This window comes from Hymenobacter sediminicola (assembly GCF_014250515.1).
Taxonomy (GTDB): Bacteria; Bacteroidota; Bacteroidia; order Cytophagales; family Hymenobacteraceae; genus Hymenobacter; species Hymenobacter sediminicola.
In genome coordinates this window covers 2409072-2435458 of the sequence record NZ_CP060202.1, presented here as the reverse complement: position 1 = coordinate 2435458, position 26387 = coordinate 2409072, and the positions used below count along the sequence as shown (strand labels likewise).

Genomic DNA, 26387 nt, shown 5'->3' with positions numbered 1-26387 from the left:
CCTATTCTAACACTCCCACCAATCAGTCATGAAAGACAACCTCCCTCAGCGCGACGCTGCCGCCTATGCCGGAGCCACGCCCTTGGCCGGCGGCGGTGCCGACGATGCCATTGCGCACGACAACAACGCGGTTTCGACCAGTAAGATCTGGCAGGTAATTACCGCCTCCTCCGTCGGAACCGTCATCGAATGGTACGACTTCTATATTTTCGGGTCCCTGGCGGCCATCATCGGTCCGGTGTTGTTCGGGTCTACGGGCAAGATTGAAGACACCATTCTCGGGACGCTGGCCGTGTTCGGGGCCGGTTTCGTGGTGCGGCCGTTCGGGGCGCTGTTCTTCGGGCGCATCGGCGACATGATCGGGCGCAAGTACACGTTTCTGCTCACACTGCTTATTATGGGCGGCGCCACGTTCGTGACGGGCCTGATTCCGAGCTACGACAAGATTGGTATTGCCGCCCCGGTTATCGTGACCATTCTGCGCCTGCTGCAGGGCCTGGCGCTGGGCGGCGAATACGGCGGAGCAACTACCTATGTGGCAGAGCACTCTCCGGACAACAAGCGGGGCTACTACACCAGCTTCATCCAGATTACGGCGACGGCCGGCCTGCTGCTGAGCATCCTCGTGATTATCATCACGCGCAAAACCATGGGCGAAGTAGCCTTCAAGGAGTGGGGCTGGCGCATTCCGTTTCTGCTCTCGGGTCTGCTGGTAATTGCCTCTTACTACATCCGCCGCAAGCTGCACGAGTCACCGCTGTTTGCCAAGGCTAAGTCGGAGGGCAAAACCAGCGCCAACCCGCTGCGTGAGTCATTTGTGAATCCCGTAAACCGCCGTCTGGTATTGATTTCGCTGTTCGGCGCTACTATGGGCCAGGGCGTGGTGTGGTACACCGGCCAGTTCTATGCCTACTCATTCATGCAGAACACGCTCAAGCTGGACCTGGTAGATGCCAGCTTGGTTCTCTGTATTGCGCTGGTGCTGGCCACGCCGTTCTTTGTGTATTTCGGCTCGCTGTCAGACCGGATTGGCCGCAAGAAAATTATCATGATGGGCCTGCTCTGCGGGGCGCTGTTTACGTTCCCCATTTTCTACGGCCTCAAGCAGTTTGCTGGCCCCATCACAGAAGTAACAGCCGCCACCGTCGATGCTACCGGCAAAGCCATTCCGGCCGTAATGAAGGCCCTGGACCCTAATCTGCCGGCCATGACGGCCCTCGTGTTCTGCCTCGTGCTCTTCGTGACCATGGCTTACGGCCCAATTGCGGCCTACTTGGTAGAGCTGTTCCCGACCAAAGTGCGCTACACCTCCCTGTCGTTGCCCTACCACATCGGCAACGGTGTGTTTGGGGGCTTCGTGCCGCTGATTGCCACAGCCCTCACGCTGCGCGCTGCTGCCTCCGATACGCCGTTTATTAAGGAGCACAGCACCCTGGCTGGCCTCGTGTATCCGGTGGGCATTGCCCTGATCTGCTGGTTTATCGGGCAGGCGCTGATGAAGGATGTGCGCAACGTAAAGCTGATGGACGAAACTGCCGGCGACGCGAAATAGCCTGTGGGCTGCATTCGAATAAAGTCCGCCGGGCCGTTGGTTCGGCGGACTTTATTATGTTGCCGCCATGCTCCCACTCCCTCATACCTCGTCGCCCATGCCACCTATTCCGTCCCAGGAGCGCCCGGAGCAGCGGCGCGGACAACGGCTGCTGTTCGTTTCCCTGCTGTTCGGGATACTGTTCAACTTTCCGCTACTGGCCGTTTTCGACCACGACGGCAGGGTAGGGGGAATTCCGGTGCTCTACCTCTACGTGCTGCTGGCCTGGTGCGCGCTGGTGCTCCTGACAGGCTGGCTGGTCCGAACTAAGTAACCCGAGCCAGCAGCCTTGCACTACTAGTGTAGGGCTCGATTTCCTACTGCATCACTCCACGCGTTTTCTTACTCGCTCCGTGCCCATTCTGCTCGTCATCGGCTTTTCGTTCGGCTACCTGGCTTTGCTGTTTGGGGTGGCGTATGCGGCGGAGCGGCGGGCCGGTTCGGGACGGCGCAGCCTCGTCAGCAACCCTTATGTGTATGCTCTGAGCATGGCTGTGTATTGCACCGCCTGGACGTACTATGGCTCCGTGGGGCGGGCGGCACATTTCGGGCTGGAGTTCGTGGGTATCTATCTGGGACCCACGCTCATGGCGCCAGCGGCGTGGCTGGTGCTGCGCAAAATCATCCGCATCTGCCGGCTGCAGCGCCTCACCTCCATTGCCGACTTTATTTCGGCCCGCTACGGCAAAAGTGCCTGGCTCGGGGCCCTCGTGACGGTGGTATGCGTGCTGGGTATTGTGCCCTACATTTCATTGCAAATCAAGGCTATAGCGGTTTCCTTCGACATCCTGACTCGGCCTGCCAATGCGCTAAGCCTGCCCGTAGAAGATGCCGCGGCGGCCGGTTCGGCGTTCTACACCACCGTGGCGCTGGCCTTCTTTACCATCATTTTTGGGGTGCGCTCCGTGGAAGCCACCGAGCGGCATGAGGGCATGGTGCTGGCCGTGGCGCTGGAAAGCCTGGTGAAGCTAGTGGCGTTTCTGGCGGCGGGCCTCTTTGTCACCTACGGGCTGTTCGATGGGTTTGCGGATGTGTTTGAGCGCGCCGCCGCTGTGCCCGACCTGAGCCGCCTGTTCACGCTGCACGGGGCCGGGACTAGCGGCGCGCAGTGGTTCACGCTCCTGATTCTGAGCATGGCCGCCATTCTGCTGCTGCCCCGCCAGTTTCAGGTGTCGGTGGTGGAAAACGTGAACGAAGACCACCTGCGAAAGGCCATGTGGCTGTTTCCGCTCTACCTCATCGTCATCAACCTATTTGTGCTGCCATTGGCTTTTGGCGGGCGGCTGCTGGAGGGCACCGGCCGTTTCGATGCCGACACGTTTGTGCTGGCCCTGCCGCTGCAGGCCGGGCATCCGTGGCTGGCGCTGCTCATCTACTTGGGCGGTTTGTCGGCGGCTTCGTCCATGATTATCGTCGAAACAATTGCCTTAAGCGTGATGATGAGCAACCACCTGCTGATGCCCCTGCTGGTCCGGATTCCGACGGCGCGGGCGGAAGGTGCCCGCTGGTTTGCCTACCTCAGCCAGGTAGCCCTGCAGAGCCGCCGGCTGGCCGTGGTGCTGGTGCTGCTGCTAGCCTACGGCTACTACGCGGCGGTGGGCCATCTGCTGCCACTGGTCAATATCGGGCTGGTGTCGTTTGCAGCGGTGGCGCAGTTTGTGCCCGTGGTGCTCGGCGGCCTGTACTGGAAAGGCGGCACCCGGCAGGGCGCCACGGCCGGTATTCTGGCGGGCTTCTTCGTGTGGTTTTTCACGCTGGTGCTGCCTACCATGGTGGGGCCTGATCTGCTGCCGGAAACGGTGCTGAACGAGGGACTATTTGGGCTGAGCTGGCTGCGGCCGTTTGCGCTGTTCGGCCTTGAAGGGCTCGACTACCTCTCGCACGGGCTATTCTGGAGCTGGTTTTTCAATGTGGGCCTCTACGTGGGCGTGTCGCTGCTGCGCGAGCCTACGGCGCTGGAGCAGCACCAGGCCCATGTGTTCGTAGATGTGTTCCGCAACGGTACCGGGTTCGAGGGGCCGGCCGGTTGGCAGAGCGCCGCCCCGCTGCCCGACGTGCGCGCCCTACTGATGGGATTCCTGGGGAAAAAGCGTACCAACCAAGCCCTGCGTGCCTTCCAGGACCGTTTTCCGGATGCCCACGCCACCGACGACCTCACCCCGCCCCAAGCCGACCCGCGCCTGCTGGCCTACGCCGAAAAGCTGTTGGCCGGCTCCATCGGGCCAGCGTCGGCGCGGCTGCTGCTGCGCACGTCGGTAGCAGCCGAGGACATCAGCTTTGATAACGTAGTGGGGATTCTGAAGGAAAGCCAGCAGCTGCTGGAAGCCAACCGCCAGCTCCAGAAGCAGCAACGCCAGCTCCAGCGCCTCACCCAGCAGCTGCAGGCCGCCTACGACCAGTTGCAGGAACTGGACCAGCACAAAGACGAATTCCTCTACACCGTTACGCACGAGCTGCGCACCCCGCTCACCAGCATCCGCGCCCTCTCCGAAATCCTGTCCGACAACCCCGACCTGGACGACGAGGAGCGGCAGCGGTTCCTGCTCACCATTACCAAGGAGTCGGAGCGGCTGAGCCGGCTGATTACGCTGGTGCTGGACCTGGAGAAATTTGAGTCGGGGAAGGCGACGCTGGAAAAGAGCCCCGTGGACGTAGCCGATGTAATAACCGATGCCCTGGAAGCCGTGGGCCAGCTGCTGCGCGACAAGCAGATTCAGCTGGATCTGGCCGTGCCGCCCGGCCTGCCCCGCCTGCCCGGCGACCGGGACCGGCTGATGCAGGTGCTGGTAAACCTGCTTTCCAACGCCATCAAGTCGTGCCGCGCCGATGGCACCGGGCGCATTGGGGTGGTGGCCCAGGCCGATGCCGAAAGCCTGCGCTTCTGGGTGCAGGACAACGGCAAAGGCATTGCACCCGAGTTTCATCAACTCATCTTCGACAAGTTTTTCCAGGCCCGCAACCAGACCACACGCAAGCCCGAAGGCTCCGGCCTGGGCCTGGCCATCACCCGCAAAATAGTGGAGCTGCACGCCGGCCGCATCTGGGTCGAGAGCCAGCCCGACCATGGTGCCCGCTTCTCCATCGAGCTGCCCGTGAAAGAATAAGCAACCCGCCCGCACTATCATACCCGCCCAACCCGCTCCAGTTCTGCCTGTCGTCCACCCGAAAACAAACCATTTGCTCATGCCGACGCCCCACATTCTCATCGTCGATGACGAGCCCAACATTGTGATGTCGCTCGAATTTCTGATGCGCAAAAACGGCTACCAGGTCAGTATTGCGCGCAACGGCACCGAAGCCCTGGAGGCCGTAGACCACAGCGCCTTCGACGTGGTGCTGCTCGATATCATGATGCCCGATGTAGATGGCTACCAGGTATGCCGCCACATTCGGCAGCACCCCGGCCGCACCAGCACGCGCGTCATCTTCCTGTCGGCCAAAAGCAAGGAGGCCGATATTCAGAAAGGCTACGAAGTTGGAGCCGACCTCTACATGCCCAAGCCTTTCAGTACCCGCCAGCTCATGGAAAAAGTGAAAGAGCTGCTGGCTACTCCCGCCTAACCCCGATTCCTGCCCGCCCCACTCACTTTCCACGCCGCCATGAATCCTGCCACTTCCTATGCTGCTGCGTATGCCGCCAGCCTCGCTGACCCCGATGCCTTTTGGGCCCGGCAGGCCCGGCAGCTGGCTTGGTTTCGTGAGCCGCCCCGCCCAGTATTGAGCCAGGATGCTGCCACTGGCTTCTACCGCTGGTTTCGGGGTGGGCAGCTCAACACCGCTTGGCTCTGCCTCGATTACCATGTGCACAACGGCCGCGCAGAGCAGCCGGCCTTACTCTACGACTCGCCCGTGACCGGCACCAAGCGCGCCTACACCTACCACGAGCTGCTGGACCTGACGGCCCGGTGCGCAGGCGGCCTGCGCGAGCTGGGCGTAGAAAAAGGCGACCGAGTCATAATTTACATGCCCAACATGCCCGAAGCTGTGGTGGCCATGCTGGCCTGTGCCCGGCTGGGAGCGGTGCATTCGGTAGTATTCGGAGGATTTGCACCACCTGAGCTGGCCATTCGGATTGATGATGCCCGGCCCCGCGTGCTCATTTGCGCCTCGGCTGGTATGGAGTTCGATAAACCGGTGCCTTACAAGCCTCTCGTGGATGCCGCTATTGCGCATGCTACCCACAAACCGGATTACTTAGTGGTGCTACAGCGAGACTTCTGCTCCGCTGACTTTCCGGAACACCCTGCAGAAGGCCACCTGCGAGCGGGCACCCGAGACGTGGACTTCCGGCAGCTGCTGCGGGCCGCGCCCGTTGAGGCCGTGCCGCTCGATGCCACCGACCCGCTGTACATTCTCTACACGTCCGGTACCACTGGCAAGCCTAAAGGGGTAGTGCGCGACAACGGCGGCCATGCCGTGGCCCTCAAGTACAGTATGTCGGCTGTTTATGGCCTGCAACCCGGCGAAACCATCTTCGCCGGCTCCGATATTGGCTGGGCCGTGGGACACAGCTACATCGTGTATGGGCCACTGTTGCATGGCTGTATCACTATTCTGTTCGAAGGCAAGCCCGTGCGCACCCCCGATGCCGGCACGTTCTGGCGGTTGCTGGCCGAGTACAATGTCAGCGTGATGTTCACGGCGCCCACCGCCATCCGGGCCATCAAGAAAGAAGACCCCAGCGGGGAACTGGTCCGCCAGCATGACCTGAGCCACCTGCGCTACCTGTTTCTGGCCGGCGAGCGGTGCGACCCTTCTACCTACGAGTGGGCCGGCCACACGCTGGGCGTGCCTGTAATTGACCACTGGTGGCAGACGGAGTCGGGGTGGCCGATGCTGGCTACGCTCACTGGCCTTGCCGATATGCCGGCCCCCCAGGCCGGTAGCGCCGGCCACCCTGTGCCCGGCTACGACGTACAGATTCTGGACGAAGCCGGCCAGCCTGTACCGGCTGGCACCACCGGCTTGGTGGCGGTGTGCCTGCCGCTGCCGCCTGGTTGCCTGCCCACGCTCTGGCAGGATGACGCCCGTTTTCAGCGCAGCTACCTTGATATTTTCCCCGGCTACTACCTCTCCGGCGACGGCGGCTACCGCGCCCCTGATGGCCACCTGTTCATCATGGGGCGCGTCGATGACGTTATTAATGTGGCCGGGCACCGCTTCAGTACTGGCGAAATGGAGGAAATTCTGGCCTCGCACCCAGCCGTGGCCGAGTGCGCCGTGCTAGGTATTGCGTGCGAGCTACGAGGCCAGCGCCCGGTGGGCCTAGTGGTGCTGAAAGACGGCCAGACGGTGGGAGAGGAGCAGCTAGAGCAGGAAGTCGTAAGCATGATCCGCAACTACATTGGGGCAGTAGCCAGCTTCCGGCAGGCGGCTGTTGTGAAGCGCTTGCCCAAAACCCGCTCCGGTAAAATCCTACGCAAAACCCTGCGTCAGCTGGCCGATGGTGAGGAGTTCACCGTACCTTCCACCATCGACGACCCCGCCATATTGAAGGAAATTGGGGCTGTGCTCCAGCGCCGAGGCATAGGCCAGGCCTTCGAGCAGCCGAACCTGTCATCCTGAGCGGAGCGAAGGACCTTACCACGCCGGAACGATTCCGTGCAGCGTGATAAGGTCCTTCGCTAGCTCAGGATGACAGCCCCCATTAACTGCCCCCAGCCCCTCACCATTTACCTGTCACCTGTCACGATTCACCTCATCACCTCTTCACCCATCATCTTTCTCCCATGCCCGAAACTCCTGCTAAACACCCCCGCATCCGTAGCATTGAAGGCTACCACGAGGCCTACCACCTCAGCATTCACCACCCCGAAGAGTTTTGGGCCTCGGTGGCCGCCCCCTTCACGTGGCGGCGCAAATGGGACAAGGTGATGAGCTCCGACATGGCCAGTGGCCACAACACCTGGTTTGAGGGCGCCCGCCTCAACATCACGGAAAACTGCCTCGACAGACACTTGGCCTCACGCGGCAACAAGCTGGCCCTCATCTACGAGCCCAACGACCCCAAGACCCGCCACCTGCGCCTTACCTACCGCGAGTTGCACCAAGAGGTCTGCAAGTTTGCCAATGTGCTGCATAACAATGGGGTAGAAAAAGGCGACCGGGTATGCTTGTATATGCCTATGATTCCGCAGCTGGCTATTGCGGTGCTGGCCTGCGCTCGTATTGGGGCCGTGCACTCAGTGATATTTGCCGGTTTCTCGGCCACGGCTATTGCCGACCGGGTGAATGATGCCCAAGCCACCGTGGTGCTCACCGCCGATGGCCTAAACCGCGGTGCCAAGCAAATTCCGGTGAAGCGTGTAGTAGATGAAGCCCTGGAAACCTGTTCCAGCGTCCGCCGCGTGATTGTGGTGGAGCACTTGGGCTGGCCCGTGCACATGGAGGAAGGCCGCGACGTATGGTACCACGAGGAAGCCGCCGACGTGCCCAAAACCTGCCCGGCCGAAGAAATGGACGCCGAAGACCCGCTGTTCATTCTCTACACGTCGGGCAGTACCGGTAAGCCCAAAGGGGTGGTACACTCTACTGCCGGCTATATGGTCTGGGCCGACTACACGTTCCGTAACGTGTTTCAGGTAGAAGAAAACGACGTGTACTGGTGCACCGCCGACGTAGGTTGGGTGACAGGTCACTCGTACCTACTCTACGGGCCATTGCTGGCCGGCAGCACTTCGCTCATGTTTGAGGGCATCCCCACGTATCCGGATGCCGGCCGTTTCTGGGAAGTCATCGACAAGCACTCGGTCAGCATCTTCTACACTGCGCCCACGGCCATCCGTAGCCTCATGGCTGCGCCCCTCGACAACGTGCTTAGCTATTCGCTGGACTCGCTGCGGGTGCTTGGCTCAGTGGGCGAGCCGATCAATGAGGAAGCCTGGTATTGGTACTATCAACACGTAGGAAAGGAGCGGTGTCCGGTGGTAGATACGTGGTGGCAGACGGAAACTGGCGGCATTATGATATCGGCCATGGCTGGCATCACGCCCTCGGTGCCGGCCCGCGCCGGCCTGCCACTACCCGGCGTGCTACCTGTTCTACTCAACCAGGATGGTTCTGAAATTGAAGGCAATGACCAAGAGGGCTATTTGGCCATCAAGCAAAGCTGGCCGGGTATTCTCCGCACTACCTACGGCGACCATGAGCGTGCCCGCCAGACCTATTTTGCGCCGTATCCGGGCTACTATTTCACCGGCGACGGTGCCCGTCGCGACGAAAACGGCCTCTACCGCATCATCGGCCGCGTTGATGATGTGATAAACGTGTCGGGCCACCGCTTCGGAACCGCCGAAATCGAAAACGCCATCAACCAGAACCCGCACGTGGTGGAAAGCGCCGTAGTGGGCTACCCGCACGATGTGAAAGGCCAGGGCATTTATGCCTACGTCATCTGCCATGAGGGTGCGGTTGGCAAGGAGGCCGACAAGGTGCACATCGAAGCCAGCATCATCGAAACCATCGTGGCTGAAATCGGCAAAATTGCCAAGCCCGATAAAATTCAGATTGTGACGGGCCTGCCCAAAACTCGCTCCGGCAAAATCATGCGGCGCATTCTGCGCAAAGTAGCGGAAGGCGAAACCAGCAGCCTCGGCGACACCTCCACGCTCCTGGACCCGGCCGTGGTAGATGAGATTATAGCTGGTAAGAAGTAGATTGTTTTACTACCTAGAAACAGAAACAGCCCCCAACTACGTGTTGGGGGCTGTTTCTGTTTCTAGAAAAAGGCAGGATACCGGCTAGTAACGGCTGAGGTAGTCTTTCTTCTTAGCTTTCTTTTTGCTTTTGCCGGAACTGAGCAGTGCTACAACGCCAGCAGTAGCCAGCGCAATAGTGGCCATTTTTGTGATGAAGGCCGTGCGGTTGTGCTTCCACTCTACAGGATAGCCTTTCTCGGCGTAGATATTGGGTACATGGCCGTGCAGCAAGTCACTTACTACCCCTTCTACTACGTTTACACGGTCGGCTAGCACCAACGGCAGCCAGTGGCGGTAGCGGTTTTCGCTATACTTGAAGGCAGCCCGCCGGATCATGCCGCTGAGGCCCCGCGGTGGCTCCGGCGTGCCGAATACCGCCGATACGTTGGGCCGCTCAATGGAGCGTAACACTTCAGTATCAACGGGCTGCAGAGAAGCCGGACGGTGCTTGCTGTCAGGGTCTTCACCCACATTCATCCGGTCCCGCATGGGGTAGGTAGGGTCGTTCTTCGGGTCGGCATCTATGCCCCAGCCTTTGATTTGCTTAGGGTCTATCGTTTTGTTTTTCATGGTCGGGCGGCGTTACTGGTTAGCGGTGGGTGGAAGCAACACGGTTTTGATGCAGTTATCCAGCTTAGCGGAGAACATGCGGTAGCCATCGGCCACTTCTTCCAGGGGCAGGCGGTGCGTAATCAGGCCTTTAGGGTTGATAATCCCATTCTGCACGTGGTCAATCAGACGCGGAAGCAGGCGCTTCACCGAAGCCTGGTTGGCCCGGATAGTAAGCCCCTTATTCAGCACGTTGCCAATTGGCACGAGGTTATCTGTCGGGCCATATACGCCCACAATGCTCACCACGCCGCCTTTCTTCACCGAGTTGATGGCCCAGTGCAACGCCGTGGCCGAGCCCGCCTGCAGCAGTAGCTTGCGGCCCGTAATGGTCTGCATGGTGTTGCCGGCGGCTTCGGCACCCACGGCGTCAATCACACAGTCAGCGCCCATCCAGTCCGTGATTTTCTTGATGAACACTACTGGGTCGTTCATTTCCTTAAAGTTATATGCCTCGCAGTACGAGTAGTTGCGGGCAAACTCCAAGCGGTAATCCTCCTGGTCGATAATGATGACGCGGCCCGCCCCGAAAAGCCAGGCGCAACGTGCGGCCATAATGCCAATGGGGCCCGCTCCGAATACCACCACCGTGTCGCCGGTCTGGATGCCGGCCATTTCGGCGGCCTGGTAGCCGGTTGGCACCACGTCGGTGAGCAGCACGGCATCATCTAGGTCCATATCAGCCGGAATGACGGTGGGGCCCACGTTGGCGTAGGGAACCCGCGCGTATTCCGCCTGGCCACCATCGAAGCCACCCGCCGTGTGCGAGTACCCGAAAATAGCGCCTACAGCTGTAGCCTCGGTATTCGATTCGTGGCAGTTGCCGAACATGCCCTGCCGACAAAAGTGACACTCGCCACACGCAATATTGAACGGTACCAGCACCCGGTCGCCGGTTTTAACCTTTGTCACTTCAGAGCCAACTTCCACGACTTCTCCCACAAACTCGTGGCCAAAAGTGGAGCCCACGCGTGTATCGGGCACGTTGCCGTTGTATAAGTGCAGGTCAGACCCGCAGATGCACGTGCGCAAGACCCGAACAATGGCATCCTGCGGGTGCTTCATTTCGGGCATTGGTTTCTGAACGGCTCGGACCCTCTTGGGGCCACGATATTCCATTGCTAGCATAAGGCTGGGGCTTTAGATTCGGATGACAGTAGTAAGGGGTGCGGAACTTTACAGGGAGCTTGCCGAAGCCGGCTGCTCCCAAGAAGACTTCCTGCAGCCGTTTAAATTGTACTGCCCTGCCTATTCAAAGTTGCGCCAACGCCTATATGAACTTCTAAATACGTATTTGCACTCACCGCCGCGGTATAAATACGTAGTGCAGGCCTTTACTCTCAGGAGCTACAAGCGCAACTGCCCCGCTTCCTTGTGAAACGGGGCAGTTGTTGAGACTGTGTAGCGGAGTGCTAGAGCACTGGGGCCGGCAGTATTTTGCCTGTCACCTCGCCGAACCCAATGCGCAGACCGTCCCGCTCGCAGTAGCCGCGCATGGTCACGGTGTCGCCGTCGAGCAGGAACTTACGCTCTGAGCCGTCGGCGAGGGGCAGGGGGCGGGTGCCGCGCCAAGCCAGCTCCAGCATGGAGCCCAGCGAGTCGGGCGTAGGGCCAGAGATAGTGCCTGATGCATACAGGTCGCCGACCTGTAGGTTGCAGCCATTGGAAGCCTGGTGCGTGAGCTGCTGCGCCATGCTCCAATACATCAGCCCGAAATTGCTGTGCGAAACAGTAGTCTCAGGCCCGCCTTCGGGCTGAATGACCACTTCCAGGTTCACGTCGAAGTTGTGCTTATCCAGCTGGCGCAGGTAGAGCAGCGGCTCGGGTTCCTGCACCGGCCCAGCCACCCGGAACGGCTCCAGCGCATCCAGCGTCACAACCCACGGCGACACGCTGCTGCCGAAGCTCTTGCCCAGAAATGGCCCCAGCGGCACGTATTCCCAGCTCTGAATGTCGCGGGCGCTCCAGTCGTTGAACAGCACCAGCCCGAAGATGTGGTCTTCGGCATTCTGAATCGGTACCGTGTCGCCAAGTTGCGTGCCTTTGCCTACAATGAAGCCTACTTCCAGCTCAAAGTCCAGCTGCTGCGACGGGCCGAACGTGGGCGCGGCGGCATCGGGAGCCTTGCGCTGCCCGTTGGGCCGCCGGATATCGGTGCCCGACACAACGATGCTGCTGGCCCGGCCGTGGTAGCCGATGGGAATGTGGCGCCAGTTGGGTAGCAGAGCGTTGGCCGGGTCGCGGAACATGATGCCCACGTTGGTGGCGTGCTCGATGCTGCTATAGAAATCGGTGTAGTTGTGAGGTTTCACGGGGCGCAGCATCTGCACCTCGCTCTGGCGCAGCAGGCACTCGCGCATCACCTCATCGGCGCGCAGGGCGGCGTTGTCGTGGCGCAGCAGCTCCGACACGCGTTGGCGCACGGCCCGCCACGCCGGCCGGCCCAGCGCAATGAACTGGTTGAGCGAGCGGCGCCGAAACACCTTGGGCATCTTGGCACCCAGCTCCAGATCCTCGAAAAAGCCGAACTGCGACACGGCGTACAGATCCAACACGTACTCGCTAATGGCTACGCCCAGCCGCGGCCCGTGCTCCTCCGTCTCGAACACGCCAAACGGCAGGTTCTGAATGGGAAAGTCGCTGCCGGGGGCAATATCAATCCAGGAGTGCAGAGCGGGGTCGTTGGGGTTAGCCATTCGGGAAGGGTGGTGGTTGGTAGGAGCGGTAAAGGTAACGGGGTGGGCGGAATGGTGGGTAAGGGAAGCAGAATCCTGTGAAGCCGCTATCTTGTGCTGTAGCTTCCGCTACGTATTGCCGCAACCATGGCGGCAGGAATTGTATCGGTTATAGGATACCCGTTGGTGCTATAACCGAAACTAGGAGCCAGTATGGTTTCGGTAATAAGGATGTTATAGGGTATTTTAAAACAACCGACAGTGGACAAAAAAGCGAAAGACATATTATTCAAAACTTACTGGACATCGGCTGGTTGGACAAGTGACGAAAACCAAAAGACATTACCTGGCGACTTTAAGTATGCTAAAGAAAAAGGCTTAATGTTCGACCCGTTGACAATTTCAAAAGTTGACCTTGTTTCAAATATTGATAATACTGTTAAAATAATTTCAAAAAAGAAAGTTACTGACGCTTTCCTTTGTAGCCTTAGCAACAAACGACTTGACTGGCGTTCTGGACTTGGAAGTTATGAAAATGCAAAACGTCTTTTGACAGAAAAGAACATAAACGACTATTATTACGGGCACGGAGAAAACGAGGACTTGAATGTTCTAAATTTTGAAAGGATAAAATGGGGCGGAGTTAGACATAATAATGGACTTTACAACTGGCTTGACTTACATTTGCTCGAAAAAGAAAGCATTCCAACACCAACCAAAAATGACATTGAAATCTTAAAAAATATTCTCAAGGTTATTGCCAGTTCAGAATTCGGAGAAACACCGAGTAAACTACGTGATAGATTAACAGAAGGGTTTAAGGTTTCAAAAAATGAACGCCACGTTCTAATGGAAATACTTGGTTGTGCTGATATTTTAAAGCCTTTACGCTATGACAGAAAAGAACCTGGTAAACACGATTGGACATTTGTTTTACATTGGCGTGGTGAAGACAAATATGACAAGAAAAAGGTAAGAGAATATTTTGGAGAATACGGAATTGAATAGAAGAAAAACGCCCTATAACACGGGTTTTGCGTCAGGCGGGGTGCAGTGCAGGTTGACAGTTTTGTGCTCCGAAACCCGCCCGAACGTAAAGCCCAAAACCGTTAGATATATACTTCTAAAAACATTGAACCTAAACACAGCAACGCCCCGCCCCAACCAGATAACCGGCAGGAGCGGGGCGCTGCTGTATGTAACTTAGGAAAACTTAGAACTGCGGGGTTGGTACCGGCGCGGGCGACTGAGGGTGGCCGGTCTGGCCGGCGGGCTGGGCCGACATGGGTGTGAGGTTGATGGCCTCCACGGCGCGGATTTCGGGTACGGCCTTCTTCACTGATTCCTCCACGCCAGCCTTCAGCGTCATCGGCGACATGGGGCAGGTGCCACAGGCACCGAGTAGCTCCAACTGGAGCACCATGTCGTCGGAAATGCCCAGCACGCGCACGTTGCCTCCATCGGCGGCCAGATAGGGCCGGATGGTGTCCAGGGCCTGCTCGATGCGGGGCAGGAGCGGATGATCTTCTACAGCAGCGGAATGCGTCATGAAAGGAAAAGTAACGCTGAGGGTATTGAATTAGCGGTGCTGCCGGGGCAGGCAGCGCGTAAAAGTACTGCTTTTGGCAGGGATACACGAAACACGAATCGTTTCGGTAAAGTTGCCGGAACTAGCGAGGAGCTTCGGTTTGCGCCGAAATGCTGCCCCTCGCTACTCCCTTAGGACTGCATCTGTACTACCTGGGTGCGCGGGGCAATGGCGTTGCGGATGCTCACCTGGCGCGCCAGTTCCTCGGCCAACTGGCCGAATACGTTGGCGGCCGGCGTGCCTTCCTGCAGGATGGCCGGAGTACCTAAGTCGCCGTTCTCGCGGATGCTCTGCACCAGCGGAATCTGGCCCAGCAGCGGCACCTGATGCTTTTCAGCCAGCGCCACACCGCCGCCTTCCCCGAAGATGAAGTACTTGTTGTCGGGCAGCTCGGCGGGCGTAAACCAGGCCATATTCTCCACGATGCCCAATACCGGCACGTTGATCTGGGGCAACCGGAACATCTGCAGGCCCTTCTCCGCATCAGCCAGCGCTACTTTCTGCGGTGTGGTCACGATGAGCGAGCCGGTGACGGGCACGGTCTGCACCATGGTCAGGTGAATGTCGGAGGTTCCGGGAGGCATGTCGAGGAGCAGATAGTCCAGCTCGCCCCAGTCTACTTCCGTGATGAACTGCTTCAGCGCCGACGAGGCCATCGGGCCGCGCCACACAATAGCCGACTCGGCGGGGGCCAGAAAACCGATGCTCATCAGCTTCACGCCGTGCGCTTCCACCGGCTGAATCAGGTTTTTGCCATCGGGACCCTGAAAGACGTGCGGGCGGGCGTCCATCACACCGAACATGAGTGGCATGCTGGGTCCCGAAATATCGGCATCCACGAGGCCCACTTTGGCGCCGGTTTTGGCCAGCGCAATGGCTAGGTTGGCCGTAACGGTACTTTTGCCTACGCCACCTTTGCCCGAGGCAATGGCAATGATATTCTTGACGCCAGGCAGCAGGTCGCGGTTCTGGCGCATGCTCGTCACGCGCGAAGTCATTACAATAACTACCTCGGCCTCCGCGTCTACCATCGTATGGATAGCCCGCTCGCAGGCGTCGTGGATAAGTTGTTTGAGGGGGCAGGCCGGCGTGGTGAGCACCACCGTGAACGAAACGGTGCGGCCGTTAATTGCTACATCCTCAATCATGTTGAGTGTGACGAGGTCTTTGCCCAGGTCGGGTTCCTCCACGTAGCTCAAGGCCTTGAGGACGGCTTCTTTGGTGATGGGTACCATTGGATAGTCAGTCGGGAAAATGCGGATGCAATGCGCAAAGATAACCCGGAAAGCGGCGCTGAAGTTGTGCGGCTACCTTCCGGGCCGGTGCTGTGAGCAGGATTTTTAATCGGACCATACAACCAGTCAGTGGGTATTCCCCTCTATCCGGCAGCTGGCCCCATAATTCGGCGGAAAGCCGGTATTCTTGCGCGTTCTATTTCTACACTTCATTTCCCTTATGCTCGTCTCTTCTCGCTTCCGGCGCTGCGTCACTCGCGTATCTGGTACCCTGCTGATGGCTGCCATCTTCAGTTCTGTTGCGCACGCGCAAACTCCCACCGATACCACGTTCCAGCGCCTGTTGCGCCAAAATCAATTCAGCCTCACGCAAACGGGCACTCAATTCAGTGGGCCGGGGTGGGAAAAGTTGCAGCAGGACATCCGGAAAAGTGCCTTGGTACTGGTAGGCGAAGACCACGGCATAGCCCAGATTCCGGCCTTCACGCAGGCTGTGGCACAAGTGCTGAAACCTAAAGTGTATGTAGCTGAAATCGACAAGTATCAGGCTTTGGACCTGACCCGCCTGACCGCACAGCCGGGCTTGCCCACCGCGTTTCTGCAGCAGTACCCGATGGATTTGTCGTTTTATAGCTGGGCGGAGGAATTTGAACTGGCCCGCGCCCTGCGTGCGCAGGGCACGTCTTTGGTGGGCGTCGAGCAGCAGGGTTTCGCCACTACGGGCCGTACCCTGGCGCTGATGGCCGAGCAGGTGAAAAGTAAATCCACCCGTGCCTTCCTGCAGCAGCAAGCCACCGCCATCCAAGCCCACGACCGGGCGGCCCTGATAGCCGCCGACTACGGCAAAATCACCATCAACGGCATGCGCCCCACGCTGCTGGACAGCTTGCGGAAAATGACCAGCACCGAGCCGGTAGCAGTGCGCCAGCTGCTGCAGGACCTGGAGGCCAGCGTGAATATTTTCAGGGTAAATGCCTCCGGTAAGCCCGGCGGCCATCAAACGCGCATCAACCTGATGAAGCGCAACCTATTGCAGGAGCTGGCGCCGTATCAGAAGGCCGGGCAGCCGCTGCCGCCTATGCTGTTCAAGTTTGGGGCTTATCACCTGGGGCGGGGCCGCAGCATCTGGGGCGACATCTATGACGTGGGCAACGTGGCCGTGAACCTGGCCGACGCGCACGACCAGAAAACGCTGCACATCTTCGTGATGGGTAAACAAGGCAAAAAAGTAACTGGCCAGAACCCAGTGGATTTCAGCAAAAACGCCACCAGCTACACCGCCGCCGACGAAGCCATGCTCAAACCGTTTATGGCTGCCACGCCAGCCGGCGCAGCCTGGCAGGTGTATGATATACGCCCCTTGCGCCGGGCCATGCTCTATAAAGCAATGCCCGTAGCCGACCAGGAATTGCAAGCCACCATCCTAGGCTACGACTACGTCATCATCATCCCCGAAACCACTGCCAGTCGGAATTATTAACGTCATAAAGTAACGTCCATCTATAAAGCACGTCATGATGAGCGCAGCCGAAGCATCTCTACCTATGGCTATTTACTGCTGTTACAACGAAGCGGTAGATATGCTTCGGCAAGCTCAGCATGACACCCCGTTGTTGTAGGAGGATGTTCGCACAATGCGGCAGAAACTTCGCCGGACTTCCTGCCTACCTTTGCGGGAAGTATGGCCCGCATTCCTAAAGAACTAGTTGATCAGATAATTCACCAAGCCGACATTGTGGAGGTGGTGGGCGACTTCGTGAGCCTGAAGCGCAAGGGCCAGAATATGTGGGCCTGCTGCCCGTTTCACCACGAAAAGTCGCCGAGCTTCTCAGTGGCGCCGGCTAAGGGGCTGTATAAGTGCTTCGGCTGCGGCAAGGCGGGCGGGGTGGTGCAGTTCATCATGGATATTGAGGGCACCAGCTACGTGGAGGCTCTGAAGTATCTGGCCAAAAAGTACGGCATCGAGGTCCAGGAAGAGGAAAAAACGCCGGAGCAGCAGCTCGCCCAAAACGAAAAGGATTCCCAGTTCATCGTGTCGAACTGGGCCAAGGACCACTACCACCACCTGCTGCTGAGCACCGACGAGGGCCAGAGCATCGGGCTGAGCTACCTGCGCCAGCGCGGCCTCAACCAGGCTACCATCAAGACTTTCGAGCTGGGCTACTCGCTGGATCAGTGGGACGATCTGCTGAAATCAGCCACGGCAGCGGGCTACGAGCAGAAATACCTGGAAAAAACCGGCCTCATCATCCGGCGCGAAGACGACCAGGGCCAGGACACCGGCCGCCGCTACGACCGGTTCCGGGGACGCGTGATGTTCCCGATTCATAACGTGTCGGGCCGCGTGATTGGGTTTGGGGCACGCACGCTCAAACCCAACGACAAAACGGCCAAGTACCTGAACTCGCCGGAGTCGGAAATCTACCACAAGTCGGATGTGCTGTATGGGCTCTACCAGGGCCGGCAGGCCATCCGGACGGAGGAGCTGTGCTACCTGGTAGAAGGCTACCTCGACGTGCTGAGTTTGCACCAGGGCGACATCAAAAACGTGGTGGCCTCGTCGGGTACCTCGCTCACTGATGGGCAGATTCGCCTCCTGAAGCGCTACACCGACAACGTAACGGTGCTCTACGACGGCGACGCGGCCGGCATTCGGGCCTCGCTGCGTGGTATTGATATGCTGCTGGAAGGAGGCCTGAACGTGCGCGTGGTGCTGTTTCCGGACGGCGACGACCCCGACAGCTACATCCGCAAAGTCGGCGACCAAAAGTTCCGGGAGCATCTGGAGCAGGCCAGCCAGGACTTTATCCAGTTCAAAACCGAGCTAGTAAGCCGTGAGGCCGCCCAGGACCCGGTGAAGAAGGCCGAAGCCATCCGGGAGGTGCTGCAAAGCATTGCCAAAGTGCCCGACCCGATTAAGCGGCAGGTGTTTCTGCAGCAGACTTCGCAGGCTTTCGGCATTGATGAGCAGGTGCTTATCACGGAATACAACAAGCTGGTACGCAACGCTTCCGGCAAGGCCCCCAGCAGCAACAGCGGCCCTGGAAGCGGAGCCGGCACTTCGGCGGGAAGCAGCAACGCCGGTGGACTTCCGCCGCGAACCAGCAACCAGCAACCAGCAACCAGCAACCGCCAGCTTAGCCCCGAGGAAGAGGCCGAGGCGCTGATGTACGGCGCGTCGCCGGAAGACCTGATGGGCGGGGGCGGCGACCTGCAGACCCTCACCCGTGAGGACCTGGAGCCCGTGCCCGACGTGCTGGAACAGTGCGAGCGGGAAGTGGTGCGCCTGCTGCTGCTGTACTCGGCGCAGCCGCTGGCTCCGGAAGTAGCCGTGGCGCAATACCTGCTGCAGCAGCTCGACGACACCTCTTTCAAAACGGGCATCTATGCCGACCTGATGCACTTGTGCCGGCAGGAGCTGGAGCAGGGCCGCTGGCCCGAAGTGCGTACCCTCATCCAGCACAACCGCTCCGATATCCGGAGCATGGTGGCGGAGCTGGCCACGGAAAAGTATGAGCTGAGTCCCAACTGGACCACCCACCAGATTCACGTGCCCCGGGAGCTGGACCTGCTCCAGACGGCCTGCGACAATGCCATCCTGCGCCTCAACAAGGTGAATGTGGAGCGCGAATTGGCCATCCGGCTGGAAGCTCTGCGTCACCCTCTCGATGATGATACCATGATGGAGCACCTGCAAACCATCCGGCTGCTCAAGCAGATGGACAACCAGCTGGCCAATTTGCTGGGCACGGTCATTCCGCGCGGCGCTTAGCCGGCTTGTTTTTGGCGGTTTGTTTTTGATTTTTGGTGCTTGAAACCGGAGCTGCCGGGCCAAAGTCGCCCATAGCCCAACCGACTACCCAATTCCCCCTCAGTGCACATTCTGCAACTCTGTCCGCGCGTTCCGTATCCGCCCACCGATGGCGGGGCTATTGCCATGTACGATGTGGCGGCGGGCCTCGTGCGGGCCGGCCACCGCGTCACGGTGCTGGCCCTGAACACGCCCAAACACCACCAGCCCGCCGATGCCCTCAACCATCTGGGCCCCAACCTGCGCCTGGTAACCGTGGATGTGGACACGCGGCTCTCCCCGGTGAAAGCCCTGCGTAACTTGATGAGCAGCAGCCTTCCTTACAACGTGGAGCGGTTTGTGAGCGAAGAATCCGCCACCCAGCTTACCGAGATTCTGCGCACGCAGGCTATTGATGTGGTACAGATGGAAGGCTCGTTCGTGGCGTGGTACGTGGATGTGGTGCGGCGCGTGGCGCCCGGGGTGCCGGTGGTGCTGCGGGCACACAACGTAGAATACACCATCTGGCAGATGCTGGCCAGCCGCGAAAAAAAACCGCTGAAGCGCTTCTACCTGCGCCATCTGGCCGGCCGCGTGCAGCAGTTCGAGCACGACTACCTGCCTCGCTTCGATGCGGTGGCGGCCATCACGGAGCCCGACCAGCAGCGTCTGCGCCACATGGGTTGCAAAGAACCGGTGGTGTTTGTGCCGGCCGGGGTGCATCTGGAGCGTTTTCAGACCGATCCGGCCATCCGGCCCAAGCCCCGTACGCTGTTCATGATTGGCTCGCTCGACTGGCTGCCGAATCAGGAAGGGCTCGACTGGTTTCTGGCCGAAGTGTGGCCAAAGGCGCACGCGCAGTATCCGGAGTTGGAGCTGCACTTGGCCGGTAAGCAGATGCCGGCGCGGTTTCGGGAGCTGCGGCAGCCTGGTATCACGGTGCACGGGTTCGTGGACTCAGCAGCTGGCTTCATGCAGCAATACGATATTATGCTGGTGCCGCTGCTGAGCGGTGGCGGCATGCGCATCAAGATTATTGAAGGCATGGCCCTAGGCAAGTGTATTCTGAGCACCACGCTGGGCGCCGAAGGCATTCATGCCCGCGACGGCCATGACATTGTGCTGCGCGACGAGCCCGCCGCCTGGCTGGAAGTGTTGGGCCGCTACTACCAGGGCCATCTGCCTACCGCCCTCATTGGCCAGGAAGCCGCCCACACCATCCGGCGCCTCTACGACAACCGCCGCATTGTGGAGAGCTTCCTGGACCTGTACACCATCCTGACGCCCGTACGCGTATGACACTGACCGCGGCCCTCGCGGCCGGCGCACTCTGGGGTAGTCTGCTGCTGGTGGCCCACACCTATGTGCTGTTTCCGCTGCTGCTGGCCCTGCTGGCCCGCACGCGCCGCCAGAATCAGCAGGTGTTTGCGCCAGATGCCCCGGACTTGCCCGCCGTGGATATTCTGCTGGCCGTGTACAATGAGGAGCAGGTGATTAAGGAGAAAATCCGCTCCACCTTCGCCACCACTTACCCGCTCCACAAGCTCACCTTCTACATCGGCTCCGACAACTCTCAGGACCGTACCAATGCGCTGGTAGCACGGCTGGCCGCCGAGCATCCGCAGTTGCGGTTCCGGCCGTTCGGGCAGCGCACCGGCAAGCCCGGCGTAATTGAGGCGCTGGCTCGCGAGGCTACCGCGCCGGTTCTGGTACTCACAGATGCCAACGTGTTTTTCGCCCCCGATACCCTGTATCAACTGGTGAAGCACTTTCGCAATCCTGTAATCGGTCAGGTAGGCGGCAACATCCTCAACCCCGACCACCGGCAGGAAGGCATATCGGGGCAGGAAAAGGCCTATCTGGAGCGCGAAAACCTCATCAAGTATCAGGAAGGCGTTGTATGGGGCGCTATGATTGGTGCTTTCGGGGGCTGCTTCGCGGTGCGGCGGGCCTGCTACCATCCGGCCCCGGCTTCATTTCTGGTGGATGACTTCTTTATTTCCATGGCCGTGCTGCAGGACGGCTACCAGGCCATCAACGAGTTGGAGGCCGTGTGCTACGAAGACGTGTCGGACAGGCTGCCGGAGGAGTTTCGGCGCAAGGCGCGCATCTCGGCCGGCAACTTCCAGAACCTGCTGGCTTTCCGGCGCCTGCTGTGGCCGCCGTGGCGCGGCGTGAGCTTTGCCTTCTGGTCGCATAAGGTGCTGCGCTGGCTCACGCCGCTGCTGCTGCTGCTCATGCTGCTGGCCAACGCGGTGCTGGTGCTGCAGGGCGGCGGCTGGTTCTACCAGTTGATGCTGGCCGGGCAGGTAGGCGTGCCGCTGCTGCTGCTACTCGATGCCGGCCTGCGCCGTGTGGGCACCCATTCGCGCCTGTTGCGCTTTATCACGCACTTCTACAGCATGAATGCCGCGTTGTTGGTGGGCTTGTGGCGCTTTCTGCGTGGCGTGCGCACCACGGTTTGGGAGCCCACGCAACGGTTTCAGAAGAGCAAGTAGTCCTGCCTGCGCGGCAAGGCCGTGGCCGATGCGGCTCTACTGTCTGCCTGATGGGGCCAAGGTGAAGTTGGGCCTTATCAGGCAGAACGCGAATCTCGGCAGTTCCCATTTTCGCAATCTGCGTTTGCGTAACTTCGCGGCACTGTTGCTGGTTGTAGCAGCAGCTTCGCGCCGGTTCCCGCCGGAACAACCAACTCCGCGAAGTCCCATTCATCTGTTTTAATCCGCTATGCTGGATTCCATTGAAGAGGCCATTGCCGATATCCGCGCCGGAAAGGTGGTGGTAGTAGTGGACGACGAAGACCGTGAAAACGAAGGCGACTTCATCTGCGCTGCCCGGTGCGCCACGCCGGAAGTCATCAATTTTATGGCCACCCACGGCCGCGGCCTGGTGTGCGCCCCGCTCATCGAAGACCGTTGCGAAGCGTTGGGCCTGGAGCTGATGGTGGGCCGTAATACGGCCCTACACGCCACGCCTTTCACCGTCAGCATCGACCTGCTGAAAAACGGCGTGACCACCGGCATTTCGGCCTCCGACCGCAGCAAAACCATCCTGGCTCTCATCGACCCCGACACCAAGCCAGAGGAGTTGGGCAAGCCGGGTCATATTTTCCCGCTGAAGGCCCGGAAAGAAGGCGTACTGCGCCGCGCCGGCCACACCGAAGCCGCCATCGACCTGTCCCGCCTCGCGGGCTTCGAGCCGGCCGGCGTACTGGTGGAAATTCTGAAGGAAGATGGCGAAATGGCCCGACTGCCGGAGTTGCGCGAAATAGCCACGAAATGGGGCCTGAAGCTGATTTCGGTGCAGGACCTCATCAAGTACCGTCTCGAAAAGGAAAGCCTCATCACCCGCGACATTTCGGTGCAAATGCCCACCCAGTGGGGCGATTTTGAGCTGGTTGCCTACACCCAGCGCTCCAATGGTGCTCAGCATCTGGCTTTGGTAAAAGGCGACATCAGCGGTTCCGAACCGGTGCTGGCGCGCGTACACAGTTCCTGCGTTACGGGCGACATTTTCGGTAGCTGCCGTTGCGACTGTGGCCCGCAGTTGCACCGCGCCATGGCTCAGATTGAGCGAGAAGGCCGCGGGGTGGTGGTGTATATGAACCAGGAAGGCCGCGGCATCGGGCTGCTCAACAAGCTGCGCGCCTACAAGCTGCAGGAGCAAGGCCGCGACACCGTGGAAGCTAATCTGGAGCTGGGTTTCGGGATGGATGAGCGCGACTACGGGGTGGGCGCGCAGATTCTGCGCGACCTGGGCGTTTCAAAGATGCGCCTGCTCACCAACAACCCCCGCAAGCGTACAGGCCTCATCGGCTACGGCCTCGAAATCGTGGACACCATGCCCATCGAAATCGAGCCCAATCAGCACAACGAGACGTACTTGACCACCAAGCGCGACAAGCTGGGGCACACCATCCTGAGCAAAGACCGGGGCCCGCACCCGGCCCAGACGGCCGCCGAAATGCTGCCTACAGAGTAGCAGGAGCCAGTGTAGTCTGTTTTGTCTTGATGAAAAAGCCCGTAGCCCTTCCGGCTGTGGGCTTTTTTGTGTGGGCATATTACCGCAGCGTGGGCTGCGCACTTTCCTGTTTGGTTGCGTGTATAGGAAGTATAGCTACAAGGTGTCTTCTGTATATCTTGGGTAGTCTGAAAACGGACCGGCGCGTGATGAAATGGAAAAGCCGGCCTTGCGCTTATCTTGCCCCACCGCCCCGTTCCTATGAAACCCACCTACTTACTCGTCCTGCTGGTGCTGGCCGCCCAGCTCCTGACCATTCTGCCGGCACAGGCCCAGAGCCAGCGCCCTATGGTGCAGGAGTTTGCTGGCAGCACCATTCTGCTCGCCAACGGCGACACGCTACGGGGCCCCGTAACGCTGCGTCGCGACCAGGACGTGCTGCTCATGGCCCAGCCCGATGGGACCATTACCACCCTGTCGGCTGTTTCCATCAACAGCTTTGCGGTGAAGGGAGAAGAAGTAGACAGCCGCCGCGGCAGCGGCTACTACGACAATTTCTATGATGCGCGCAATGGTTATTTCTATGGCAACCCCATGTACGGGGTGCCTCGGATGCGGCCGGAAACGGAGAATCTGAACCGGGTGCGTGTGTTCCGAACCTTTCGCTGGAACCGCGGAAACGACTACAGCGACTTCAAGTCGCCGGCATTCTTCGAGCAACTCAGCAACGGCCCCCGAATGCTGCTGCGGCGTGAGTCGCTGGTAGAGCGCACCGTAAGCAACGGCCCTTACGGGTATGGCGGAGGCTACGGCTACGGCGGCGGGCGCTACCTCAGCTCCTACACGCAGGTAAAAGACGACTTCTATCTGGCAACGCCAGCCGGCGCTATTATCCCGCTGCGCAACCCCAAAAAGGACTTGCTGGCCGTGTTTCAGGGCCAGGCGAAGCAGCTAGAGCAGTATGCCAAAGACAATAAGCTCAGCTTCACGGTAGCTCGGGAACTTGCCTTCATCGTGAATTACGCCAATTCTCTGGTGAAGGAATGAGTTATAAATCCCGGTTGCGCAGTACCATGTAGCTCAGGCCCCAAAATAGCGCCGTGTAGGCCAACGCCACCGGCAGCGCCTGCGTCGGTAGCAGTGCCAGCGAAGGCCCCGCTACCGTATCCATCAGTTCTTGGCCGGGCATAGGTGTGAGGCTATTAAAGATTTTGGCCGGCAAATAGCGGTCTAGCTCATCGGGCAGGGAAAGGCGCAGCAGCGGCTCCGCCACCCACAGATATAGCAGAAACACCAGAATGGCGGCTCCACTGCGGCGCACTAGCACGGCCACCAGCGCCGCCAATGACAGCAGCCCCAGTACCTGTACGCCGTAGAGCAGCACGGCCGGCAACCCGGCGGCGGCCTGATCGGCGGTGCCAGCGGCGCGCGTCAGGCCAAAGTAGAAGCCTACGCCCAATACCACCAGCGCCGCAAAACCCGCCAGCAGCCCCGACACGGCCAGCTTGCCCTGCACCAGCTCGCCTACGGATGCTCCGTCGATGACCTGCTGGCGGAAGGTGCGGAACTGAAATTCGTCGGTGATGAGAATGATGAGCAGCAAGCCCAGCAGCATGGTGAAGTAGCTGGCCACGTACGCCAGTTTGCTCCACAGCGCCGGAAACACATACAATGACTGCCCCAGCTGCTGCCCGTTCAGCGTGACGCTGCCGCCAGCTCCCACAAACAGCAGCAGCAGCACCGCGTAGGCCAGCAGAATAATCCAGACGGTACGATAAGGGAGAATCTTGCGGAGCTCAGGGCGAAAAAGCATATACTTGGATCGATGATATGGGATTGGGAGTGCCACACAGAAGAAGTGGAATTCCTTGTTTTTGCTGCGTTATCCTGGCTACTTCGTGAGCTCCAGAAACTGTGCCTCCAGACTGCGGTGACGAACTTCGAGGCCGGCCAGCACAATGCCTTGCTCAAAAAGGGCCCGGTTTACATCGGCGGGGCCGTGGCTAGCCGCTACGGCCGCACTGAGGATGCCGCCGGTTTCCGGGCGCACATCCGATACCCACGGCAAGGTGGCCAGTACCTGCTGCACCAGTGCGGCGGAGGTTTCGGGAGTGGGGCGGAGCAGCACCCGGTCGGCGGTGGCCAGGATGTTGCTGACCGGCCCGGCCGCCCGCAATTCGCCGCGCTGCAGCACTGCCACGTGTGTGCACACCTTCTCAATCTCATCGAGTAAGTGGCTGGCCAGGATGATGGTTTTGCCCTCGGCTGCCAGGCGTTGTACCAGGCTGCGCACTTCGGCAATTCCTTGTGGGTCGAGGCCGTTGGTGGGCTCATCGAGCACCAGCACCTCAGGGTTGCCGAGCAGGGTGGAGGCCAGCGCCAGACGCTGTTTCATACCCAGCGAAAAGCCCCGGAAGGCATCGTGCTGCCTTGTGCCCAGCCCCACGCTGTCCAGCGCCTGATCTACGCTGCGCGTGTCGGCTTGCTTGATATCGGCGGCCAGCAGCAGGTTCTGGCGGGCAGAGAGGTAGGGGAAGAAGTTAGGTGTTTCGAGCAGCGCCCCGATGCGGCGGCGGTTGGCGGCCGTCGGCTCCTGCCCAAACCAGCGCACCGTGCCCCCCGAAGCCCGCAACACGCCCAGCGCAATACCCAGCGTGGTAGTTTTGCCGCTGCCATTCGGGCCCAGCAGACCATACACGCTGCCCGGCTCTACCTGCAGCGTCAGGCCCTTTAGCGCCGTGGTACCGCCGTATGATTTGGAAAGGTTGTCGAGTTCAAGAATAGCCATGCAGCAAGCTAGAGAAGGGAAATGATGAATAGTAAGGCTATTTGGTTGGTAGATTAGTAGTTCTACTGGGAAAGTAATAAGCCATTGAAGCGCAAAATCGTGAACCACAAGAAAAAGAAACAAGCAAGTGGTTGTGGTTTCAATACGTATTTTGTCCTTGTCCTACTCTTCGGGCTTTTTGGGCACTTGGGATGGAAATTATCATCCGGCTACACCCGAACCAGGCTTTTGAGTAGTGACAATGTTGCAGCTACTGTGGCCAGAATAACTAATGAAAAGGAATTCTTAGGCAACAGTCCCGTTTCGCATCAATTCTACTACAAATATTCATTTGCAGTAAACAGCCAAACTTATAGTGGTGATTCGCGCGACCCTGGCAAGCAGCCCGGAGATACAATATTGATAAGGTATGTAGTTGAAAAGCCTGAAATCAACGAGCCTGTGCATAAATGAA

Annotated in this window: 21 protein-coding genes; 14 read left to right on the top strand and 7 right to left on the bottom strand. The window is 59.5% G+C overall.

Going from position 1 to position 26387, the window contains the following annotated elements; translation table 11 throughout:
* Positions 1–28: 28 nt before the first annotated feature.
* The 6 genes from H4317_RS10325 to acs all read left to right on the top strand — a co-directional run bounded on the left by H4317_RS10325 (position 29) and on the right by acs (position 9246).
* Positions 29–1552 (top strand): MFS transporter, encoded by a 1524-nt coding sequence (locus H4317_RS10325; protein ID WP_185886402.1) that lies wholly within the window; start codon positions 29–31, stop codon positions 1550–1552.
* A 67-nt stretch (positions 1553–1619) separates the two neighbouring features.
* Positions 1620–1865: a hypothetical protein gene (locus H4317_RS10320; RefSeq protein ID WP_260625621.1), complete on the top strand. Its 246-nt coding sequence runs from the start codon at positions 1620–1622 to the stop codon at positions 1863–1865.
* 79 nt (positions 1866–1944) lie between these two features.
* The gene (locus tag H4317_RS10315; protein ID WP_185886401.1) at positions 1945–4695 is read left to right on the top strand and encodes a sensor histidine kinase; all 2751 of its coding nucleotides are present in this window, start codon (positions 1945–1947) and stop codon (positions 4693–4695) included.
* A 79-nt stretch (positions 4696–4774) separates the two neighbouring features.
* Positions 4775–5152 carry a response regulator transcription factor gene (locus H4317_RS10310; protein ID WP_185886400.1) on the top strand — a complete coding sequence of 126 codons (378 nt, stop codon included), beginning with the start codon at positions 4775–4777 and terminating at the stop codon, positions 5150–5152.
* 39 nt (positions 5153–5191) lie between these two features.
* A complete protein-coding gene (locus tag H4317_RS10305) occupies positions 5192–7156 on the top strand; it encodes an AMP-binding protein (protein ID WP_185886399.1) in 1965 nt (654 codons plus the stop codon).
* Positions 7157–7320: 164 nt separating this feature from the next.
* A complete protein-coding gene (acs, locus tag H4317_RS10300) occupies positions 7321–9246 on the top strand; it encodes an acetate--CoA ligase (RefSeq protein WP_185886398.1) in 1926 nt (641 codons plus the stop codon).
* A gap of 84 nt (positions 9247–9330) precedes the next feature.
* On the opposite strand, the gene H4317_RS10295 is transcribed toward acs, so the two are convergent.
* The 3 genes from H4317_RS10295 to fahA form a co-directional block, all read right to left on the bottom strand.
* Positions 9331–9858: a hypothetical protein gene (locus tag H4317_RS10295; RefSeq protein WP_185886397.1), complete on the bottom strand. Its 528-nt coding sequence runs from the start codon at positions 9856–9858 to the stop codon at positions 9331–9333.
* 12 nt (positions 9859–9870) lie between these two features.
* Complete coding sequence (locus tag H4317_RS10290) at positions 9871–11025, bottom strand: zinc-dependent alcohol dehydrogenase (RefSeq protein WP_185886396.1); 1155 nt, start codon at positions 11023–11025, stop codon at positions 9871–9873.
* Between the two features lie 284 nt (positions 11026–11309).
* Positions 11310–12593 (bottom strand): fumarylacetoacetase, encoded by a 1284-nt coding sequence (fahA, locus tag H4317_RS10285; protein ID WP_185886395.1) that lies wholly within the window; start codon positions 12591–12593, stop codon positions 11310–11312.
* A gap of 240 nt (positions 12594–12833) precedes the next feature.
* Here fahA and H4317_RS10280 point away from each other — a divergent pair, with 240 nt between their 5' ends.
* Positions 12834–13580, top strand: a complete 747-nt coding sequence (locus H4317_RS10280) for a hypothetical protein (protein WP_185886394.1) — start codon at positions 12834–12836, stop codon at positions 13578–13580.
* A 205-nt stretch (positions 13581–13785) separates the two neighbouring features.
* On the opposite strand, the gene H4317_RS10275 is transcribed toward H4317_RS10280, so the two are convergent.
* Positions 13786–14121, bottom strand: a complete 336-nt coding sequence (locus H4317_RS10275; protein ID WP_185886393.1) for a NifU family protein — start codon at positions 14119–14121, stop codon at positions 13786–13788.
* Positions 14122–14291: 170 nt separating this feature from the next.
* Positions 14292–15395 carry an Mrp/NBP35 family ATP-binding protein gene (locus H4317_RS10270; RefSeq protein ID WP_185886392.1) on the bottom strand — a complete coding sequence of 368 codons (1104 nt, stop codon included), beginning with the start codon at positions 15393–15395 and terminating at the stop codon, positions 14292–14294.
* A gap of 220 nt (positions 15396–15615) precedes the next feature.
* Between H4317_RS10270 and H4317_RS10265 the strand changes: the two genes are divergently transcribed.
* The 6 genes from H4317_RS10265 (at position 15616) to H4317_RS10240 (ending at position 24192) form a co-directional block, all read left to right on the top strand.
* Positions 15616–16875 (top strand): hypothetical protein, encoded by a 1260-nt coding sequence (locus H4317_RS10265; RefSeq protein WP_185886391.1) that lies wholly within the window; start codon positions 15616–15618, stop codon positions 16873–16875.
* A 201-nt stretch (positions 16876–17076) separates the two neighbouring features.
* The gene (gene dnaG, locus H4317_RS10260) at positions 17077–19167 is read left to right on the top strand and encodes a DNA primase (RefSeq protein WP_185886390.1); all 2091 of its coding nucleotides are present in this window, start codon (positions 17077–17079) and stop codon (positions 19165–19167) included.
* A gap of 102 nt (positions 19168–19269) precedes the next feature.
* Positions 19270–20484 (top strand): glycosyltransferase family 4 protein, encoded by a 1215-nt coding sequence (locus H4317_RS10255; RefSeq protein WP_185886389.1) that lies wholly within the window; start codon positions 19270–19272, stop codon positions 20482–20484.
* On the top strand, positions 20481–21683 hold the full coding sequence (locus tag H4317_RS10250) for a glycosyltransferase (protein ID WP_185886388.1): 1203 nt from the start codon (positions 20481–20483) through the stop codon (positions 21681–21683). Before H4317_RS10255 ends, H4317_RS10250 begins: the two co-directional genes overlap by 4 nt.
* Positions 21684–21912: 229 nt before the next feature.
* On the top strand, positions 21913–23166 hold the full coding sequence (locus H4317_RS10245) for a bifunctional 3,4-dihydroxy-2-butanone-4-phosphate synthase/GTP cyclohydrolase II (protein WP_185886387.1): 1254 nt from the start codon (positions 21913–21915) through the stop codon (positions 23164–23166).
* Positions 23167–23406: 240 nt separating this feature from the next.
* Positions 23407–24192, top strand: a complete 786-nt coding sequence (locus tag H4317_RS10240; RefSeq protein WP_185886386.1) for a hypothetical protein — start codon at positions 23407–23409, stop codon at positions 24190–24192.
* A 1-nt stretch (position 24193) separates the two neighbouring features.
* Here H4317_RS10240 and H4317_RS10235 read toward each other — a convergent pair whose 3' ends face one another.
* Together H4317_RS10235 and H4317_RS10230 are read right to left on the bottom strand one after the other, a co-directional pair.
* The gene (locus H4317_RS10235) at positions 24194–24958 is read right to left on the bottom strand and encodes an ABC transporter permease (protein ID WP_185886385.1); all 765 of its coding nucleotides are present in this window, start codon (positions 24956–24958) and stop codon (positions 24194–24196) included.
* 78 nt (positions 24959–25036) lie between these two features.
* Entirely contained in the window at positions 25037–25933 is an 897-nt protein-coding gene (locus H4317_RS10230) for an ABC transporter ATP-binding protein (protein WP_185886384.1), read from the bottom strand.
* A gap of 99 nt (positions 25934–26032) precedes the next feature.
* Between H4317_RS10230 and H4317_RS10225 the strand changes: the two genes are divergently transcribed.
* Positions 26033–26386 carry a hypothetical protein gene (locus tag H4317_RS10225; RefSeq protein ID WP_185886383.1) on the top strand — a complete coding sequence of 118 codons (354 nt, stop codon included), beginning with the start codon at positions 26033–26035 and terminating at the stop codon, positions 26384–26386.
* The last annotated feature ends 1 nt before the right edge of the window (position 26387 follow it).